Origin of the sequence: Pseudomonas sp. SDI, from assembly GCF_003105155.1 — a bacterium.
Taxonomy (GTDB): domain Bacteria; phylum Pseudomonadota; class Gammaproteobacteria; order Pseudomonadales; family Pseudomonadaceae; genus Aquipseudomonas.
Window position 1 is genome coordinate 141,915 of the sequence record NZ_QETK01000009.1, and the last position, 18,097, is coordinate 160,011.

General features: G+C 66.1%; 15 protein-coding genes and 1 pseudogene. 7 read left to right on the forward strand and 9 right to left on the reverse strand.

Going from position 1 to position 18,097, the window contains the following annotated elements:
* Window positions 1-75: 75 nt before the first annotated feature.
* From DCO48_RS08330 to DCO48_RS08340, 3 genes are read left to right on the forward strand one after another with little or no spacing between them, the layout of a single operon-like run.
* Window positions 76-330 (forward strand): class I SAM-dependent methyltransferase, encoded by a 255-nt coding sequence (locus tag DCO48_RS08330; protein ID WP_116550123.1) that lies wholly within the window; start codon window positions 76-78, stop codon window positions 328-330.
* Window positions 331-1,860, forward strand: a complete 1,530-nt coding sequence (locus DCO48_RS08335) for a carboxylesterase (protein WP_116550124.1) — start codon at window positions 331-333, stop codon at window positions 1,858-1,860.
* 47 nt (window positions 1,861-1,907) lie between these two features.
* Window positions 1,908-2,300 carry a hypothetical protein gene (locus DCO48_RS08340; RefSeq protein WP_116550125.1) on the forward strand — a complete coding sequence of 131 codons (393 nt, stop codon included), beginning with the start codon at window positions 1,908-1,910 and terminating at the stop codon, window positions 2,298-2,300.
* 136 nt (window positions 2,301-2,436) lie between these two features.
* On the opposite strand, the gene DCO48_RS08345 is transcribed toward DCO48_RS08340, so the two are convergent.
* From DCO48_RS08345 to DCO48_RS08375, 7 genes are read right to left on the reverse strand one after another with little or no spacing between them, the layout of a single operon-like run.
* Complete coding sequence (locus DCO48_RS08345; RefSeq protein WP_116550126.1) at window positions 2,437-4,194, reverse strand: ABC transporter ATP-binding protein; 1,758 nt, start codon at window positions 4,192-4,194, stop codon at window positions 2,437-2,439.
* Window positions 4,194-5,009 (reverse strand): ABC transporter permease, encoded by an 816-nt coding sequence (locus DCO48_RS08350; RefSeq protein ID WP_116550127.1) that lies wholly within the window; start codon window positions 5,007-5,009, stop codon window positions 4,194-4,196. Before DCO48_RS08350 ends, DCO48_RS08345 begins: the two co-directional genes overlap by 1 nt.
* A gap of 12 nt (window positions 5,010-5,021) precedes the next feature.
* Window positions 5,022-6,095 (reverse strand): ABC transporter permease, encoded by a 1,074-nt coding sequence (locus DCO48_RS08355; protein ID WP_116550128.1) that lies wholly within the window; start codon window positions 6,093-6,095, stop codon window positions 5,022-5,024.
* Entirely contained in the window at window positions 6,088-7,656 is a 1,569-nt protein-coding gene (locus DCO48_RS08360) for an ABC transporter substrate-binding protein (protein ID WP_116550129.1), read from the reverse strand. Before DCO48_RS08360 ends, DCO48_RS08355 begins: the two co-directional genes overlap by 8 nt.
* Before the next feature lie 10 nt (window positions 7,657-7,666).
* A complete protein-coding gene (locus DCO48_RS08365) occupies window positions 7,667-8,842 on the reverse strand; it encodes an LLM class flavin-dependent oxidoreductase (protein ID WP_116550130.1) in 1,176 nt (391 codons plus the stop codon).
* Window positions 8,843-8,852: 10 nt separating this feature from the next.
* A complete protein-coding gene (locus tag DCO48_RS08370; protein WP_116550131.1) occupies window positions 8,853-9,587 on the reverse strand; it encodes a class II aldolase/adducin family protein in 735 nt (244 codons plus the stop codon).
* Between the two features lie 12 nt (window positions 9,588-9,599).
* Window positions 9,600-10,658, reverse strand: coding sequence for an ABC transporter substrate-binding protein (locus DCO48_RS08375; RefSeq protein ID WP_116550132.1), 1,059 nt, complete (start codon window positions 10,656-10,658; stop codon window positions 9,600-9,602).
* Between DCO48_RS08375 and DCO48_RS08380 the strand changes: the two genes are divergently transcribed.
* From DCO48_RS08380 to DCO48_RS08395, 4 genes are read left to right on the forward strand one after another with little or no spacing between them, the layout of a single operon-like run.
* Window positions 10,657-10,962, forward strand: a complete 306-nt coding sequence (locus DCO48_RS08380) for a hypothetical protein (protein ID WP_116550133.1) — start codon at window positions 10,657-10,659, stop codon at window positions 10,960-10,962. The genes DCO48_RS08375 and DCO48_RS08380 overlap by 2 nt on opposite strands.
* Window positions 10,959-12,176: an acyl-CoA dehydrogenase family protein gene (locus DCO48_RS08385; RefSeq protein ID WP_116550134.1), complete on the forward strand. Its 1,218-nt coding sequence runs from the start codon at window positions 10,959-10,961 to the stop codon at window positions 12,174-12,176. Before DCO48_RS08380 ends, DCO48_RS08385 begins: the two co-directional genes overlap by 4 nt.
* A gap of 54 nt (window positions 12,177-12,230) precedes the next feature.
* Window positions 12,231-14,009: an ABC transporter ATP-binding protein gene (locus DCO48_RS08390; RefSeq protein WP_116550135.1), complete on the forward strand. Its 1,779-nt coding sequence runs from the start codon at window positions 12,231-12,233 to the stop codon at window positions 14,007-14,009.
* Complete coding sequence (locus tag DCO48_RS08395; RefSeq protein WP_116550136.1) at window positions 14,002-15,837, forward strand: ABC transporter ATP-binding protein; 1,836 nt, start codon at window positions 14,002-14,004, stop codon at window positions 15,835-15,837. The genes DCO48_RS08390 and DCO48_RS08395 overlap by 8 nt, the downstream gene beginning before the upstream one ends.
* Window positions 15,838-15,853: 16 nt before the next feature.
* On the opposite strand, the gene DCO48_RS08400 is transcribed toward DCO48_RS08395, so the two are convergent.
* Both DCO48_RS08400 and DCO48_RS22705 read right to left on the reverse strand, forming a co-directional pair.
* Entirely contained in the window at window positions 15,854-16,753 is a 900-nt protein-coding gene (locus tag DCO48_RS08400) for a hypothetical protein (protein ID WP_116550137.1), read from the reverse strand.
* A pseudogene (locus DCO48_RS22705) lies at window positions 16,750-18,097 on the reverse strand (hypothetical protein); the annotation flags it as partial. The gene DCO48_RS08400 and the pseudogene DCO48_RS22705, both read right to left, overlap by 4 nt.

Genomic DNA, 18,097 nt, shown 5'->3' on the forward strand with positions numbered 1-18,097 from the left:
GTCGCGATGAGGCCCTGAAGCAAAAACCAAAACCAGCCTCTAGACTGGCTACGACCCCCGCCACCGGAGCCACCGATGCCCGACGCTCACAGCTCAGCCAGCACCGGCAAGTTCACCCACCTGCTGCAGCGTCTTCAACCCGGCGCACTTAGCGCCGTCGAACCGGTCGCCGCCATGCGTGCACAGTTCGCCAGCCAGTTGCCCGAGGTCGCCGCTCTCGCCGGCACCGCCCAGCACCTGCCGCTGGCCGCCGCCTCGGTCGACGCTGTGCTCTGCGCCCAGGCCTTCCCCTACCAGACGCAGGCCTATGCCTGCGACCGTCTGGCCTGAATGCGCGCCGGTCTCGCCCGCCTGCTGTGGCGCAGCCTGCTGGTAGCCGGCGCCTGCGCGCTGACCCTGCTCGCCTGGCGGATCTACGACACCGAGCGTGGTCCGGCGCTGCAACCCTGGCACCTGCACGTGCCACACGAACTCAGCGAGGCAGAACTCGACGGCAGCGACTGGACGGCCTGGCTGCGCGCCGAGGATGCGGTGTTCGCCGAAGTGCGCAAGGCGGTCAGCGAGCGCCTGCCGGCGCTGGCGGGCGTGTCGATCAACCGTTACCAGCCGGGCAGCCCGGTGTACCCGGCACGCTTCGCCCAAGACTGGAACCGCTCCTACCTGCTGGAGCCGCAGGGCACGCCGCGTGGCGTGGTGGTGCTGCTGCACGGACTGACCGATTCGCCCTACAGCCTGCGGCACATCGCCCAGCGCTACCGCGAGCTGGGCTTTCTCGCCATCGGCCTGCGTCTGCCCGGCCATGGCAGCGTGCCAGCGGCACTCACCGACGCGCGCTGGCAGGACTGGCTGGCCGCCACCCGCCTGGCCGTGCGCACCGCCCGCCAGCAGGTACCGACACCGGCGCCGTTGCACCTGGTGGGGTTTTCCAATGGCGGTGCGCTGGCGGTCAAATATGCGCTGGATGCGCTCGGCGACCGTCAGTTGCCGACCGCCGACCGCCTGGTGTTGATCTCGCCCATGATCGGCGTCACCCGCTACGCACGCTTTGCCGGGCTGGCCGGCTTGCCAGCGCTGCTGCCGGCGTTCAGCAAGGCGGCCTGGCTGAGCCGACTGCCGGAGTTCAACCCGTTCAAGTACAACTCGTTCCCGGTGAATGCCGCACGCCAGTCATGGCTGCTCACCGATGCCCTGCAAACCCAGCTGGCGCGGCTGGCCAGCCAGCACAACCTGAACGCGCTGCCGCCGATCCTGAGCTTTCAGTCGCTGGTCGACTACACCGTGAGCACCCCGGCGCTGGTCAGTGGCCTGTATCGCTTCCTGCCGGCCAACGGCAGCGAACTGGTGATTTTCGACCTGAACCGCGCCAGCGATTTCGGTGGTCTGCTCAACCCTGGCCTGGACAACGCGTTGGAGCGCCTGTTGCCGGCGCCACCGCGCAACTACAAGACCAGCGTGGTCACCAACGCATCGGCCAGCAGCACTGCGATGGTCGAGGTCAGCACCCTGGCCCTGAACCGGACCAGCAGCGAAACGCCGTTGACCCTGACGTACCCACGCGAGCTGTTTTCACTGTCGCACGTGGCCTTGCCGTTCCCCAGCAGCGATGCGCTGTATGGCCGCGAGCCGGACAGCCGCGAGGACTTCGGTATTCATTTGGGCAGCCTGGCCGCCCGTGGCGAACGCGGTGTGCTGATGGTGCATCTGGATGCGCTGATGCGGGTAGCGTCGAATCCGTTCTTCCCGTATCTGTTGCGCCGGATCGAAACCGATATCCCCGGCAGCCCGCCGGCGGCGCCGCCGAAAAAGCGCTCCGGGCGCGGGGCGATTGCCATCGTCTCGCCGCCAACTGACGGAACGTAGCGCCGGCCCATGGGCAAACGCCGACACCTGTCGCTATGCTTGGGCGCATGACCACGCCGAGCTTTCCCAGCCGTTCCCCCTGCCCACCCGGCGCCTGCGATTGTGGGCGTGAGGCGCTGGCCGAGGATCTGCGCATCCTGCGCCTGACCCGCCAGGAAGAGCGGATCCTGCTGGAGCGCCTGGAAAACCTCGCTAGCCTGGCCGAGCTTGAGCACATGCAGCGGCGGTTGTACGAGAACCTGGGGATCCGCCTGAGCATCCTGCCCAGTTTCAACGAGGTGCGCTCGTCGCGCGGGATCCAGATCCTGATCGAGGACCTGCCCGGCCTGTGCCGCAAGACGCGCAAGGCGATCCCGGCGGCGATCCGCCGGAGCCTCGACCGGCAGCCGGAGATCGCCTGGCGACTGCTCGATGCCCATGACCTGTTGCGCGATACCTGACGCTCAGTGCCTGAGGGCCCGCTGGGCCAAGGGCAGGATGGCTGCAACGGTCATTGGCCCGTCGGCGAACTGCTCAAGCAGCTCTCTCGGGATTTGGCGTCGCTCCCGTGACGGTCGGCGAGCAGGTTCCGCCACCTCACGCTATGCTCGGCGAATACTCGACCAAGCCCCGCGTGTAAGCCACTTGCGGCCGATCCAACACCTCGGCCACCGCGCCCTGCTCCACCACCCGCCCATCCTTGACCACCATCACCCGATCGGCAATCGCCCGCACCACCCCCAGGTCGTGCGTCACAAACAGCAGGGTCAGCCCCTCCCCCTGCAAGCGCTTGAGCAAGGCCAGAATCGCCGCCTGCACCGACACGTCCAGCGCCGAGGTCACCTCATCGCAAATCAGCACCGACGGTTCGCACACCAGCGCACGCGCGATCGCCACCCGCTGGCGCTCGCCACCCGACAATTGATGCGGCAACTTGTCCACCGTCGACACCGGCAACGCCACCCGCTGCAGCGCCGCCTCGATCCGCGCCCGGCACGCCGCCGCCGTGAGCCCGAAGAAATGCGCCAGTGGCGCCTGCAGGCATTGCCCAACCGTCTGCCGCGGGTTCAACGCCCGGTACGGGTTCTGGAAGATGTACTGAATCCGCTGCCGCGACGCCGCCGGCCGCTGCCGCGCCAACAGGCTCAATGGCGCACAGTCGAACACCAGCTCGCCACTGGCGTTGTCGCCCAGCCCGGCCAGGGTCCGCGCCAGGCTGGTCTTGCCCGAGCCCGACTCGCCCACCACCGCCAGGCACTCCCCCGCCTGCAACTGCAACGACACATCGAACAACACCTGCCGGTCATACGTCAGGTTCAACCGACGAATCGCCAGCAACGGCGCCGCCGCGGCCAGCACCTCACGCGGCGGCGCCAACGGCTCGGCCGGCAACGCCGTCAGTTGCGGATGCAGGCACGCCACCTGATGCGCCGCCTCCAGCGCCAACAAACCCGGCTCGGCCTGTTCGCAGGCGGCACTGCGCCGGGCACAACGTGCCGCGAACGCACAGCCCTGCGGCCGCTGCCCCGGCGCCGGCGCATGCCCGGCAATCGCCCGTAACGGGCGCTGCCGCGCCACATCCGGGATCGCTGCCAGCAGGCCGAGGGTGTACGGATGGCTCGGCCGGGCAAACAAGCGCTCGCGCGCGGCCACCTCGACGATCCGCCCGGCATACATCACCATCACCCGATCGACCAGGTCCTTGATCACCGCCAGGTCGTGCGACACATACACCGCCGCCACGCCCTGCTCCTTGCACAGCCGCCGCAGGGTTTGCAGGATGTGCGCCTGGGTGCGCACGTCGAGCGCGGTGGTCGGCTCGTCGAGGACGATCAGCTTGGGCCGCAGGATGAACGCCAGGGCCAGCATCACCCGCTGCTGTTGACCACCGGACAATTGATGGGCAAAGCGCCGGAGGAACTCGCGGTCGCCTGGCAGGCCGACATCGTCGAGGGTCTGTAGCAGGCGCTCGTCGCGAGCGGCGCGGCCGAGCGCCGGTTCGTGCGCCTGCAAGGTTTCCAACAGCAGATGGCCAATGCGCAACGCTGGGTTCAGGGCCATGGCCGGGTCCTGGGCGACGTAGCCGATCAGCCCGCCACGGGCCTTGCGCAAGGCCTCGCCGTGCACGCTGAGCAACGGCGTGCCGGCGATGTCGATCTGCCCGCCGGCCAGCCGCGCACCACGCCGGGCATGGGCGAGCAAAGCAGTGGCCAGGGTCGTCTTGCCGGAACCGGATTCGCCGACCAGGCCGAGGATTTCACCGGCGGACAGGCTGAAGCTGATGTGGTCGATGATGTCCGGGCCGCTGGACAGTTCGACCCGCAAATTGGAGACCTCAAGGGCCTGACTGACCATCACCGCTCCCCCGCACTGTGCCGCGCCACACCCTCGGCAAATATATTCGTCCCGTAGGCAAACACGCCGATCAGCAGCGCCGGCGCCAGCACCGCCCACGGCTGTACCAGCAAGCCGGCCTGGTTCTCGTTGATCATCAAGCCCCAGTCCGCCGCGGGTGGCGCCACGCCGTAACCGAGGAAACTCAGCCCTGACAACATGCCCACGCCCCAGGTCAGCATGTTGCCGAAATGCACCAGCAACGGCGTCAGCACGTTCGGCAGAATTTCCCGCAGCAGAATCCGCGTGCGCGAAAAGCCCATCATCTGCGCCGCCTCGACAAACTCCTGGCTGGCCACTGCCACCGCGCTGCCCCGGGCCAGACGAATCACCCCGGGGGTAAAGGCAATCGCCACCGTCAGCACGATCAGCCACGGCGCCCGCCCCAGCATCGACACGATCAGCAACACCAGGATCAGATCCGGGAACGCCAGCCAGACATCCGCCAACCAGGTAATCGCCTGGTCCAGACGCTGGCGCGACAACCCCGCCAGCATTCCCAGCAAGGTGCCGAGCAGCAGCGCTATCGCCGCCGCTGCCAGCGACATCCAGAGGATCGACAGGCCACCGCTGAGCAACCGCGAGAGCACGTCATGCCCGAGGAAATCGTTGCCCAGCGGCGCCTGCGCGCTCGGTGCGCCGTACACCCCGCCGACCATGTCGGTGGGCGCATGCGGCGCCAGCCAGGGGCCGAACAGCGCCAGCAGGACGATGAACAGGGTCACCAGGCCACCGCGGCGAATGTGCGGCTCACGCCAGAATCGTGCATCGAACATGCTTCACTCCTTTCAAGGTGCTTTCGCCGCCGGCCGCCGCCACCAGCTCTGGATGCCACGGCGGCTGCGGCCAATCAGTGTGGCGCGACGCGCCGTACGCAATTTCGGGGTCAGCAGCACCGTCAGCAGGTCGGCCAACAGGTTGATCGCCACCACCCCCAGGGTCATCACCAGCACCACGCCCTGGATCAGCGGCAGGTCGCGCGTCTGGATCGCGCTGTTGAGCTGGGTGCCGATGCCCGGATAGCTGAAGATCACTTCCGCCAGCAGCGCGCCGCCGATCAGCGTGCGCAAGGTCAGCGCCACCCCCTGGATCGCCGGCACCAGCGCATTGGGCAAGGTGTGCCGCCAGACGATGCGCCACTCGGCCACCCCGCGCAGCCGCGCCGCACTGACGTAGTCGGCGTCCAGCGCCTCGATCATCGACGCACGCACCAGTCGCGCCAGGTACGGCAACGACGACAGGCTCAGGGCGAAGATCGGCAGCAGAAGAAATTCCAGTTGCTGCCACAGGCGCTTGTCCGGGTCGAGAATCGACACCGCCGGCAGCAGGTTGACCTGCGGCATGGAGAACAGCAGCACCAGGCCGATGGCCAGCAGGAACCCCGGCGTCGCCTTGAGGAAGATCAGCGTCGACAGGCCCCAGCGGTCCAGCCGGCTGTCGCGGCGCAGTGCCAGGCTCACGCCGAGCCCCAGGGCCAGCGGCACCACCAGCAGCAGCACCCCGGCCAGCAGCGCCAGGGTATTGCCGAAACGACCGAGGATGATCGCCGCCACCGGCTGGTTGGAGTCCAGCGAGGTACCCAGGTCGCCGTGCAGCACCTGGCCGAGCCACCCCAGGTATTGCAGCAGGATCGGCCGGTTCAGGCCGAGTTGCTCGCGCAGGGTTTCGATGCTTTGCAGCGGCGCGTCGGGGCCGAGAATGACCCGTGCCGGGTCCGACGGCAGCGCCTGGGTGGCCACGAACACCACCAGGCTGATCACCCAGGCGGTGAGCAGGCCGTAGCCCAGGCGGCCGACAAACCATGGCAGCCAGGCCGGCAAGCGGGGAGCAGCAGAACGAGTCGTCGCGCACGGTTCAGGCATGGTTCAACCACACGCTGTCAAAGCGCCAGGAGGCGAAGGTGGTCTGTTCGCCGTGCAGGCCGCCGACCTTCTGCGAGGCCGCGTCGAGCACGTCGGTGAAGCCCCAGATCAGCAAGCCACCGCGTTCATGCTGGATGCGCTGAGCCTCGTGCACCAATTGCTTGCGGCGCTCCAGGTCGGGCTGGCCGAGGGCCTGGGTAAACAGTTCGGCGAAGCGCTGGTCGCGGAAGTTGCTGCGGTTGTAGATCGCCAGCGGCGCATCGTTGTGCAGGCCGGTGGCGAGAAAGCCACGCGCCGGCGTCGAGCCCGGCGACATCAGCCACTGTTCCTTCTGTGGGCCGTTGAACACCGAACCGTCGACCGGGGTCACCTTGACCTCGACGCCGACCTTTTTCGCCTGCTGGGCGAACACCAGGGCGGCATTCACTTCGTTGGCGGTGGTGGTCAGCTCGATGCGCAGGTCGCTCTGCCCGGCCTGACGCAGCAACGAACGCGCCTGGTCGAGGTCGCAGGAACGCTGGGCGATGGTGTGATTGTAGGTCGGGTCCTGCGGCGAATACAGGTCGTTGGCAATGCGCCCGAAACCGTTCAGGCCACGGCCGACCAGTTCCTGGCGGTCGGCCAGCAAACGGAACGCCTGGCGCACCCGCTCATCCTGGAACGGCGCCTTCGCCGTGTTGAGATTGAAGCCGCTGAACGAGGTGGTCGGCGACACCACCAATTGCAGGCGTGGGTCGGCCTTGAGCAGGGCACTGTGTTCGGCCTGCACACCGCTGGCGACGTCGATCTGCCCGGCACGCAAGGCGGCGACCCGCGAGACCTGGTCCTTGAATTCGATGATTTCCAGCTCGTCGGCATACGGCTGGTTCGGCTTGAAGTAGTTCTCAAAACGGCTGAACAGCGCTCGCTGGCCCGGCACGAAGCTTTTCAGCCGGTACGGGCCGGCACCCACCGGGTTGCTGACCGGGTCGTAGTCGGTGGGCACGATGCCACCGAAGGCGATCAGCGTTTCGTCCAGCGGGAAGAAGCTGCGGCCCTGCTTGAAACGGATCTCGATGGTCCGCTCGTCGAGCTTGCGCAGCGCCTGGCGGTCGATGGCCCCGACCAGCCCGGCGAACGGCGAGGCCAGTTTCGGATCGGTCAGGCGCAGGATCGAAAACAGCATATCGTCGCTGGTAATGCTTTTGCCGTGGTGGAACTCCAGCCCCGGCTTGATGCGGATGGTCCAGGCACTGGCGTCGGCGTTCGGCTCGGCGAACTCGGCCAGGCCCAGACGCGTGCTGACGTCGTCGTTCCACTCCCAGAACTTGCTGTACAGTGCCCAGCCGCGAATGATCCCGCCGCCGGACGGCTTGTGCGCATCGAGGTTGCCGGCCTGATCGCCGTCGATGATGCCGACGCGCAGGCGCCCACCGCGCACCGGCTGGGTCGAGCGCTGCGGGGCAGCCACGGAACCGGCGCCACCGTCGCAACCGCTGAGCAGGCTCGAACCGAGCAGCAGGCCGCCACCGACGGCCAGGCTGTTGCCGAGAAACACCCGGCGGGAAAATGCGTTTGCCATGGGCAGCTCCTTAAGCCGGTTGCGCGGCCGTGCGTGCGCCGAGGCGCGGGATCTCGAAGCCGTGGTCCAGGTCCAACAGCGGGAACAGCAGGTCGGCGACCCGCTGCGCTTCATCGATCAGCGGGAAGCCGGAGAGGATGAACGCCGAGGTGCCTTGCGCTTCGTACTCGCGGATCCGCGCGGCGACCTGTTCGGCACTGCCGACCAGGTAGGTGCCGGCCGCCGGGCCGAGGATGTTGAAGCCGAACAGGCTCGGCCCGGTCCAGACGTTGGGGTAGATCTCCAGCTCGCGCGCGCGCGGCAGGCGGCCGTCGCGGATACTCTGCAGGTTGCGCTGGATCTGCGGATCGTCGCTGTGGAAGCTTTCCAGGGTCTGGCCTGGCGGCAACTGCCGTTCAATGGCGGCGCGGGCGGTGGCCAGCGAGGTCTGTTGCAGCAGTTTCTCGGCGTGGGCCCAGGCTTCTTCCTCGGTCTCGCGGACGATGATCTGCAAGCGTGTGCCGTAGGTCAGCTCGCGGCCGACCTTGGCCGCCTCGGCGGCCACCCGGCGGAACTTGTCGCCCAGTTTCGGCGGGGTGTCGGCGAAGCTCAGGTAGACGTCGAGCAACTGCACCGAATGCGCCACACCCGGCGCCGACGTGCCGGCACCCCAGAGTGGCACCGCCAGGCGCTTGGGCGCATGCCAGCCACCCAGCGGATGCCGGGCCGCAGCCGCCGGACGCGGCGCGAGCTTGACGTACTGGCCGTCGAAGCCCAGCGTTTCGCCGGCATAGATGCTCTGGAACGCCCGCCAGTATTCCAGGCTGAACTGGTAGCGCTCGTCGTGCGGGTAATGAATGCCAAGGGTCGCCAGCCCGGCATCGCTGCCGTTGACCACGTTGAACAGCAGACGGCCACCGGAGAACTCGTCGAAGGTCAGCGCCCACTTGGCCAGCACCGCCGGCGACAGTTCGCCCGGGTGCTGCGCCACCAGAAAACGCAGGTGCTCGGTGGCATCGATCAGCGCCGCCGCAACCGCCAGGCTCTCGTTGGGGCTGGAGCCGAGCAGCGCACCGTAATAGCCAAGCCGGTCGCTGGCCACCGCCAGTTGCTTGAGGTGGGCGAAATCGGTTTTCCAGCGGCCGTGGGCTTCCCATGGATAAGGGCCATCGGGGCTGGTGAGGTACCAGAGAATCTTGACTGCCATGGTGGTGTCCTTATCCGCGCGAGCGGTCGGTGGCCGGGATCAGGCCGAGTTCGTTGGCACGTTCGATCAGCTGGCTCATCTTCCATTGCTGGGTCAGCACACCCGGCCCGTAAGGCCGCGAGCCGCCGATGGCTTCGGCGAGCAGTTGCAGTTGCGCGCCCTCCTCCAGCAACAGGATGAACTCGGCCGTGGCGCGCAGGCCCTGGCTGCCCCACACGGTCGAACCGCCGTTGGCTTCGAGGATCGCCGGGGTGAACGGGTTATCGGCCAGGCTGTCGAGGATGAAGTCGACTTCGTCCTGGCGGCGGTCGATATACACTGGCAACTCGCGGGCCAGCTGGAAGCGCTGCACCGGCACGTAGTGGAACGGGAAGCTGCGGTGGGTCTGCGCCCAGGCACCGAGGTACGGCGAGTGCACGTGGGACACGGTGGTGATCTGCGGCTGCTGCTGGAACAGCCGGGTGTAACGGCTCAAACCGCCCTTGCCCTTGCCGTGGATCAGGTTGCCGTGGAAGTCGCTGACGGTGGCTTGCAGCGGTTTGCGGTAGTCCCACGGGCCCGGGTAGTTCACCGACACCAGCAGGTCGCGGCCCGGTACCCGCTCGATGAAACCGACGGTACCGTTGGCCGTGATGGTGTGGGTTTCGCGGAACACCGTGAACGCCTGCTGGGCCTCTTCGGTGACGTTTTCGACAAAGGCCTTGAGCTCGGCATCGATCAGCTGTTCGGTGGTCAGTACGGTCATGGCAATGCTCCTTCAGGCGCGTTCGCGGCGTTCGGCCAGCAGTTGCTGGGCAGCGTCCAGGGGCCGTGGATCGACCCAGTCGGCCAGGGCAAAATCGGCTTCGAGGAAGCCATGCAGGTTGAGAAAGGTTTTCTGCACATCGAGGAAATTCAGCCGCTGCTGCGACAGGTCCGGGGCCAGCCTGGTGTGGAAGTCGTCGCGGTAGGCTTGAGCGACGCCCTCGGCGCCGGCGCGGGTTTCCTCCTGAAGGATGCGCAGCAGCGCTTCGCGGTTATGCTTGGCCCACTCGGCGGCGCGCAGGGTTTGCGCGAGGAAGCGCACCACCAGGTCGAAATGCTCGTCGAGCAGGCTCTGGTGTACGGTGATCGGCCGTGGCGTGCCGTTGTTGATGCGGTAGCGCGGGTCTTCGCTCAGGTCCAGGTCAACGCCGACCACCAGCCCCAACCGCCGCGCGGCATCGGCTGCGGCGGCCCCCTTGACGTAGACGGCATCGACCTCGCCGCGCACCAGGTAATCCAGGCCCGACCATAGCCGTTGCAGGCCCTGCTGCGGCGTTGGCGCTGCGTCCTGGGCTTGCAGCGCCACTTCCACCAGCTCGACGTCGTCGAAGCTCAGCCCGGCCAGGCTCAGCGCGCCCTTGTAGCCGTGCAGGCTCATGGCCCGGGCGATGCTGCCAGGGCGGTTCTCGCCCCAGGCCGGCAGGGCCAGGCGCTTGCCCTCAAGGTCGGCAGCGCTGCGGATGCCCGAGTCGGGGCGAACCAGAATGGTTTGCCACTCCTCGATCCAGGTCAGGCCGATCAGCCGACTCGGCGCACCGGCGGCGCGGGCCGCCAGGGCCGGCACGTTGCCGCCTTCGCGAAACAGCCCCGGCAACTGGTGATCGTAGTGGTGATGGCCAAGTTGCCGGGCCTCTTGCAGGGTGTTCACTGGCAGGCCATCGGCGGCGAATTCCTCGCCGAGCCAGCCGAGGGTGTAGGCGATACCGGAGGCGGTCGGCACTGGGCAGCGGGTGAACCAGATCTGTTCCAGGGCCACTGCGGCAGGCAGTGGCAAGGTAGCAGCAATCGACATGGGCAAGCTCCAACAAGCGGGTTTGCCAGCGCTGTTGCAGCGCCCGTGCCAACTCGGCAAGCCCTTGTTTTGGCTAGCTTTTATCCACCACGCCGACCACGACTGCTGCTCTACCAGCAGCCCGCCAGCTGCCCTGCTGCTGCCAGAGCAACAACCGCCCGCCGACTGCTGCCCCAGCAACACCCTGGGCCCTGCGATCCGGCGCCAAGCCTTGCCGATCAAGGCCTTGCCGGCACTGGCACAGAACCTGCTCCAGCCCGGCAACGCCCTGCAACCGGTTCATTCAAGGAAGCCCCTATCGTGAGTACCCTGCCCCGTCGTCTGCACAGCCCGGCCGAGGCGATTGCCGCCGCCCATGAGATCGCCGAAACAATCGCCGCCCTCGCCGCCGATCCCCAGCACAACCGCAGCCTGCCCCGGCGTCAGGCCCAGTTGCTATCCGACAGTGGCCTGAGCGCCATCGGCGTGCCGCAGGCCTTCGGTGGCTTGGGCGCCTCGGTGGAAACCATTGTCGAGACAGTGCGCATTGTCTCGCGTGCCGACGGAGGCGTCGGCCAATTGCTGCAGATCCACAACGTGATGCTGCGCGGCGTGCTCAGCGGCTACCCGGACGAAGTCCGCGACCGCGTGCTGAGCGATGTGCTGGCCGGCAAACGCCTGGGCAATGCCCTGGCCGAGGTCGGCGGCAAGAACAAGTTCGCCCTCAAGACCCGCATCGAGCGACGGGACGACGGCCGCCTGGTGCTCAATGGCAGCAAGTTCTACTCCACCGGTTCGTACCTGGCCGAGTGGATATCGCTGACCGCCGCCAGCGACGACGGCGGCGCCGGGGTGCTGCTGCACCGCGACAGCCCCGGCCTGAGCCTGGTCGACGACTGGGATGCGTTCGGCCAGCACAACTCGGTGAGCGGCACGGTGATCTTCGACAACGTCGTCCTCGACGAGCGCTACGTGCTGCGTCGTCAAGGGCCGATGAAGCGCACCGGGCTAACCTTCCCGCAGATCCTCCACGCCGCCATCGACACCGGCATCGCCGCCGGCGCCCTGCAGGCCGGTATCGACTACCTCAACCAGCACGCCCGGCCGTGGGTCGAGAGCGAGGTGGAGCGGGCCAGCGAGGAGCCGCACATCATCCGCCAGATCGGCGAATACGCGGTGGCCCTGCGCGCCGCCGAATCGCTGCTGCGCGATGCCGCGCGGACCTTCGACGCCCACGAACAGGCCCCGGATAACAAAGCGCTGCAAGACGAGCTGATCCTCTCGGTGGCCAGTGCCCGGGCGCATTCCGACGGCGCCGCGCTGAAGATCGCCAGCGACATCTTCTCGCTGCTCGGTGCCAGCGCGTCGCTGAGCAAGTGGAACCTCGACCGTTTCTGGCGCAACGCCCGCGTGCACACCACCCACGACCCGATCCGCTGGCGCCTGCACCACGTCGGCAACTACTACCTCAACGGTATCGACCCCGGCGAGTACACGGCAATCCTCGCGGCCAAGCAAAAGGCCGGTGCCAGCCACTGATACCACCGCGCGGGGCGACTCGCGCGTTCTTCATTCTCTGTCTTCGAGCCGTTCATGAGCCCTCGACACCAGCTACTGCGCAGCCTGGCGATCTACCGCGAAATGCCCTGGCGCTTTGCCCTGGTCGCCGGGCTATTTGTGCTTATCAACCTCGGTCTGGTCTGGCAGCAATGGCTGATCGGCCAGGCCCTCAACGATGTCAGCGCCGGCCTGGCGGTGGTTCGTCACGCCGACGGCAGCCTCGACGGCCAGGTGGCCTGGCGCTGGTTCTGGCTGATTGCCGCAGTGGCCCTGGGCCGCGCCGTTCTGCAGTACGCGGCGGCGGTCGGCTCGCTGCTGCTCGGCCAGGCCCTGCTGACCCGGCTGCGCGAGCGCATCCTCGAACAGGTGCTGCGCCTGCACCTGGGCTATCACTGGCAGCATGGCATGGGCGAGATGATCACCCGCACCACCCGCGATGCCGACAAGGTCCGCGACGCGCTGATCAGCTTCTGGCGGCAGGTGGTGGAAACCCCGCTGTCGGTACTCGCCACGGTCGGTCTGCTGGCCTGGTACGACCCGATGCTGGCGCTGGGACCGTTGCTGCTGACGGTACTCGGCCTGGCCATCTTCGTCATGCAGACCGAGCGCCTGGTAACGCTCGACCGCGCCGTCGGCGCGGCCTACGACCGGGTCAACCAGGACCTCGCCGAAGGCATCGGCGCCGTGCGGGTGATCAAGTCGTTCGGCTTGCAGGCGCAGCGCATCGACGGCTTCGCTGCCCAGGTGCAGGTGTTCAGCGGGCATGCCCGGCAGGCCCTGGCCTATGCAAGCTCGCGGATTCCGCTGCCGCAGGCGGTGGTTGCGCTCGGCCACGTCTGGGTACTGGTGTACGGCGCGCAGTTGGTGGCGCAGGGGCGGATCGGCGTCGGTGAACTGGTGGCCGCGCTGCTGATCGTCACCACCCTGGTGTTTCGCATCGAAGGCATCGGCCGGGTGATGCAGACCTTCGCCGATGCCCGCGCGTCTGCCGGGCGCATCTGGCAACTGCTCGATGCCCCGCCTCAGATTGTCGGTGGGCCATTGTCAACACCGGCCGGCCCCTTGGGCCTGCGCCTGGAGCGGGTCAGCGTAGCGGCGCCGGGCGGCGGCCAGGCGATCCTGCGCGACTGCTCGCTGGCCATCGAGCCCGGCGAAGTGGTGGCCCTGGTCGGCGCCACCGGCACCGGCAAGAGCCTGCTGGCCAGCCTGCTGCCGCGGCTGACCGATGCCGACAGCGGCCGCGTGTTGCTGGGTAACGACCAGGACGGCTGGCGCGAGGTGCGCACGCTCGACCTCGGCGACCTGCGCCGGCGCGTGCATGTGCTGGCGCAGGAGACCTTCCTGTTTGCCGACAGCCTGGCGGCCAACCTGCGCCTGAGTGCGCCACAGGCCAGCGACGAAGAGTTGCTGAACGCCCTGCAACGGGCCGCTGCCGAGGATATTCTGGAACGCCTGCCGCAGGGGCTGAACAGCCCGCTCGGCGACCGTGGGGTGACCCTCTCCGGTGGCCAGCGCCAACGCCTGTGCCTGGCCCGCGCGTTACTCGCCGCCCCCGACCTGCTGTGCCTGGACGACGCCACCAGCGCGCTCGACACCCTCAGCGAACGGCGTGTGCTCGACAACCTGCGCAAGCGCCGGCGCGAAGGTCAGGCGCCGACCCTGTTGCTGATTTCAAGCCGCCTGAGCACCCTGCAATTGGCCGACCGCGTGCTGCTGCTGGACAACGGCCGTATCGTCGACAGCGGTAGCCACGCGCAACTGCTGCAACGCAACCCGACTTACCGTGACCTGCTGGGGATCGAGCATGGCTAATGCATTGCCGGGCACTGCCCTGAGCGATATCGAAATCGAAGAACTGCTGGCGAAGAAAGCGCTGGACCGCAGCATGTTCCAGCGCCTGTTGCCGCTGCTCGCGCCGGTACGCCGGCAGATCGCCTGGGTCATCGCCCTGGAGCTGGTGCTGGTGTTCACGGTGTTTCTGCGCCCATGGTTCGTGCGCGAACTGCTCGACCGCGGGCTGATCCACGACGGCAACACCTGGCTGCTCGACCCACCACTGGTGCTGTGGCTCGGCCTGGGCCTGGCGGCGAGCTGGCTGGGGCGCTTCGTGCTGGCCGGGGTCTCGCAGTACATCGCCGGCAGTGCGGCGATTGCCGTGCTCAACCAACTGCGCGTGCGGGTGTTCGCCCATGTGCAGGCGCTGAGCGTCGGCTACTTCGACCGCACCCGTGCCGGGCGCATCATTTCCCGCGCCGACCGCGACGTCGATGCCCTCGAACCGCTGCTGATCCAGGGCCCGCCGGAGCTGCTCGGCGCCCTGCTGCGCTGCACGCTGGCAGCAGTCATGCTGTGGCTGATCGAGCCGCTGTTCTTCTTCAGCCTGATCGGCAGCGTACCGTTGCTGCTGCTGGCGACCTGGGCGTTCAAGCGGGTTGCCCAGCGCAACTGGGCCAAGGTGGCCGAGCAACGTAGCCGGTTTACCTCACACCTGGTCGAAAGCGTCAGCGGCGTGCGCCTGTTGCAGCAGACCGGGCAGCAAGCGCCGAACCTGCGCCGCTACCGGCACCTGCTCGACGAATTCAACCGCGCGCTGATCGGCGGCAGCCTGCGCTCGGGCTGGTTTGCCCCATTCACTGCGGTGCTGGCAGCCAGCGGCATGGCAGTGCTGGTGCTGGTCGGCGGCTACAGCCTGGCCGAGGGCCAGGTAACAGTCGGGCAGATCGGCGAAAGCCTGTTCTACGTGATGCTGTTCCTCGGCCCGTTGCAGGAATTGACCGACCTGTTCGAACGCTATGCAACCGGCTCGGCCTCGGCGCAGCGGATCTTCCTGCTGCTCGACACGGCGCCGCAGGTGCTTGACCCGGCGCAGCCGCTGGCACTTCCAACGGCACGTGGCGAGGTGCGTTTCGAGCAGGTGCGTTTTGCCTATGAGCGGCAGGCCCGCGCGCCAGTGATCGACGGGCTGGACCTGCACATTCGGGCCGGCGAGGTACTGGCCATCGTTGGCCCGTCGGGACATGGCAAAAGCACCCTGGTGCAATTGCTGACGCGCTTCTACGAGGTCGATGGCGGTGCCGTGACCCTGGATGGCGTGGACATACGCGCGCTGAGCCAGCAGCAGTTGCGCCGGCATGTGGGGGTGGTGCTACAGGACAACGTGCTGTTCAACGGCAGCATCCTCGACAACCTGCGCCTGGCGGCGCCCGAGGCGGATGATCAAGCACTGATTGCCGCGGCGCGCGCGCTGGGTGCCGACGAAGTGCTGGAACGCTTGCCGCACCGCTACGCCACGCAAGTCGGTAACCTCGGCAGTCACCTCAGCCATGGCCAGCGCCAACTGGTGTGCCTGGTACGCGCCTACCTGGCCGACCCGGCTGTGCTGGTGCTCGACGAAGCGACCTCGGCGGTCGACGTGCAGACCGAGCAACGTATCCAACGCGCCTTGCGCCGGCTGTGCGAGGGGCGCACGGCGATCATCATCGCCCACCGCCTGGCCACGGTACGCGACGCCGACCGGATTGTGCTGATCCGCCAGGGACGCATTGTCGAACAAGGGCCGCATGCGGCCTTGCTGGCGCAAGGTGGCGCGTATGCGGCGCTGTATGCGCGGGCGGCGGATCAGGTGCTGGAGGTGGGTTGAGGTTGACGGGGCCGGCTCAGCCCTTTGCCGCGAGTTCAGCTTCGCGCTTGCGGATGGCCGCGTCGAGTTCGGCGGAGCGCTTTGCCCATTGTTCCGGCGGCAGGGGCTTGGACCATTCAATAATGTCGGGATGGTCGAGCTCGGGAGGCGGCGAGAGTTTCAGGTCCTGGGCTTTCTCGGCGAAGTAGCTGCCGAGTATCGTCAGGAAGAACAGCCCCTTCAGCACTTCGACCACGTCATCGTTACGCCAGGCGGTCACGAACGCGCCGACCTGGGTTTCTTCATAGGGAGAAGCGCCGACCTGGCATTCAGGGACAGCCTCCGGGCCTATTTCCATGTAGCTGCGGATACATTCCCAGAGTGCCATGGCCGTTTCACCACCGCCACAGCCGAAGCCCATGACGTAATGACGCTTTTCTTCAGGGAGTGTTTGGTCGGGGTTTTCGAAACCGATAAACAGCATGCCCATCGAGGCCGAACCGCCTCGGCCGACGCTGGTTTTCTGGGTGGCGGCGGCGGTGACGGTTTCCCAGGGGACCCGCCAGTAGCTGCCGTCTGCCTGGGGGACACAGACTTCGCGGCGTTGGCGGTTGAAGCGGGTCGGAGGGTGGACTTTGGCGGTGAGTCTAACAACCAGATAGATCAGTTGAGGCCCCAAAAGTGCTATGCCAAACAAAATGTCAGCGATTCCCTGAAAGTAACAAGCCAGCGAAAAAACAAGGACAAACTGAAGCCAAAAGAGGCAGACGGCGGCGCCGATAGCATAGTTTCCTACGTCCAGAAACTCGTTGTTCTTACGCCACATGATATTCAACGAATCTGCCGGCTTCTGACCAGTGGGCAACGGCAATGGCGCTAAATATTCGTCCCGACCAAACATTCGACGCTTGACAAAACCCGCTTCACAGCCACTCATATTTTTACCCCCGGCTGCAAGTACCCTGAACACTCAGTATCGCGGGCCAACACGTAGTTGGTTTTATAGCCAGGCCCTTCAGGCGCTTCATTGCGAATACTCAGAACACCATTTTTGTTACTCAAGGCAAATGTCATCCCTGATTTACCCCCGACAAAAACGGTTTCTCCCAGCAAGGCCATAAAAGGCGTTCTAAATCTAATTCGCAGGTTCACCTCGGTTGGATTCGACAAATTCCGTGAACCCGTAAAACTCCCACTTAATCGCAACCCTTGTCCCTCTTCTGCGGGGGTCCATTTACACTTGCTCTTGGCCAACCAGGTTGGCACAAGGTCTATCCACTCTCTCGGAGGTTTCTGGGTTTTTGGCAACACCCCGGCAGCCTGACCATCCAATTGCTCCTGATCGACTGCGTAGCCAATCATGGCCAATTCGAGGTTCATGTAGTTCGGGTCAGCACCAGGCAGATCAATGGTCAAGGCGTCGATCACACTGACAGCCTCGATACTTCTGGGTGAGCGAGGAGATGAGATCACGTGGTTGCTGCTCGAAAAGCTGACACGTGGGGTATGCAAAATCCCGATCAGCCGTTCCAGTTCATCACGTTGAGCCTCTATAACAATTGGCTCTAAATTTCTGGCTTTGTTTTTTGACCAACAACAGTCGTCGAGAAACCGTTGCAACGGTGTTTGCTGGAATAACCAAGTTATGAAATACAAAACGCCCAAGCCTGCAACTGCGATAAGAACGGGGGCTACCCACAAGGAATATCCCACGATGGCCGCACCCACCGTGGACAACCCGAGAAGCACCCTTGCTGTCCAATAGAACCCTGCAAGTGCCTGTAATCCATAGCTAGCTGCAAGCCCACCCGCTACATTTCGGCGCATCTGCAACCATGGATCTACCGACGAACTGCTTTCGAGTTGAGCTTCGAGGGACTGCAATTCCTTCACTGCTGCACCCGCTGACAGGACTCCAATCAATGCCCCAAAAGCGGTCATGTAAGGGACAGCGGTTTTACCTAAGGCAAATGCATCTAGCCTAAATGACTTCCTGATTTGATTGTCTATAACAGCGGTTAAAGCAGCCCCGGCATACAAAACGGAAGAGGCCGTATCATGTACCCTCTGCTCATCCGGCCGAGCCACCGCCTGCAACTCAAACAGATACTTCCGGGCATTCAACACATTCAACACCATCACCACCAACGGCAACACCCCACCGCTGTTCTGCACGATCGGTGCATTGGTGATATTCGCCACCTTGCCCAACTTGATCCCCATCGCCGTGCGCTGCGTCCATTCCCCCAGCGCCTGCCCTGCCCCTCCGACAAACCGCAAC

What these genes read in the sequence shown, in the direction of transcription:
- DCO48_RS08360 (WP_116550129.1), bottom strand. Translation starts at nt 7,656, where the DNA reads ATGGCAAACGCATTTTCCCGCCGGGTGTTTCTCGGCAACAGCCTGGCC.
- DCO48_RS08370 (WP_116550131.1), bottom strand. Translation starts at nt 9,587, where the DNA reads ATGACCGTACTGACCACCGAACAGCTGATCGATGCCGAGCTCAAGGCC.
- DCO48_RS08355 (WP_116550128.1), bottom strand. Translation starts at nt 6,095, where the DNA reads ATGCCTGAACCGTGCGCGACGACTCGTTCTGCTGCTCCCCGCTTGCCG.
- DCO48_RS08335 (WP_116550124.1), top strand. Translation starts at nt 331, where the DNA reads ATGCGCGCCGGTCTCGCCCGCCTGCTGTGGCGCAGCCTGCTGGTAGCC.
- DCO48_RS08380 (WP_116550133.1), top strand. Translation starts at nt 10,657, where the DNA reads ATGGGCAAGCTCCAACAAGCGGGTTTGCCAGCGCTGTTGCAGCGCCCG.
- DCO48_RS08345 (WP_116550126.1), bottom strand. Translation starts at nt 4,194, where the DNA reads ATGGTCAGTCAGGCCCTTGAGGTCTCCAATTTGCGGGTCGAACTGTCC.
- DCO48_RS08330 (WP_116550123.1), top strand. Translation starts at nt 76, where the DNA reads ATGCCCGACGCTCACAGCTCAGCCAGCACCGGCAAGTTCACCCACCTG.
- DCO48_RS08395 (WP_116550136.1), top strand. Translation starts at nt 14,002, where the DNA reads ATGGCTAATGCATTGCCGGGCACTGCCCTGAGCGATATCGAAATCGAA.
- DCO48_RS08350 (WP_116550127.1), bottom strand. Translation starts at nt 5,009, where the DNA reads ATGTTCGATGCACGATTCTGGCGTGAGCCGCACATTCGCCGCGGTGGC.
- DCO48_RS08375 (WP_116550132.1), bottom strand. Translation starts at nt 10,658, where the DNA reads ATGTCGATTGCTGCTACCTTGCCACTGCCTGCCGCAGTGGCCCTGGAA.
- DCO48_RS08390 (WP_116550135.1), top strand. Translation starts at nt 12,231, where the DNA reads ATGAGCCCTCGACACCAGCTACTGCGCAGCCTGGCGATCTACCGCGAA.
- DCO48_RS08400 (WP_116550137.1), bottom strand. Translation starts at nt 16,753, where the DNA reads ATGAGTGGCTGTGAAGCGGGTTTTGTCAAGCGTCGAATGTTTGGTCGG.
- DCO48_RS08340 (WP_116550125.1), top strand. Translation starts at nt 1,908, where the DNA reads ATGACCACGCCGAGCTTTCCCAGCCGTTCCCCCTGCCCACCCGGCGCC.
- DCO48_RS08365 (WP_116550130.1), bottom strand. Translation starts at nt 8,842, where the DNA reads ATGGCAGTCAAGATTCTCTGGTACCTCACCAGCCCCGATGGCCCTTAT.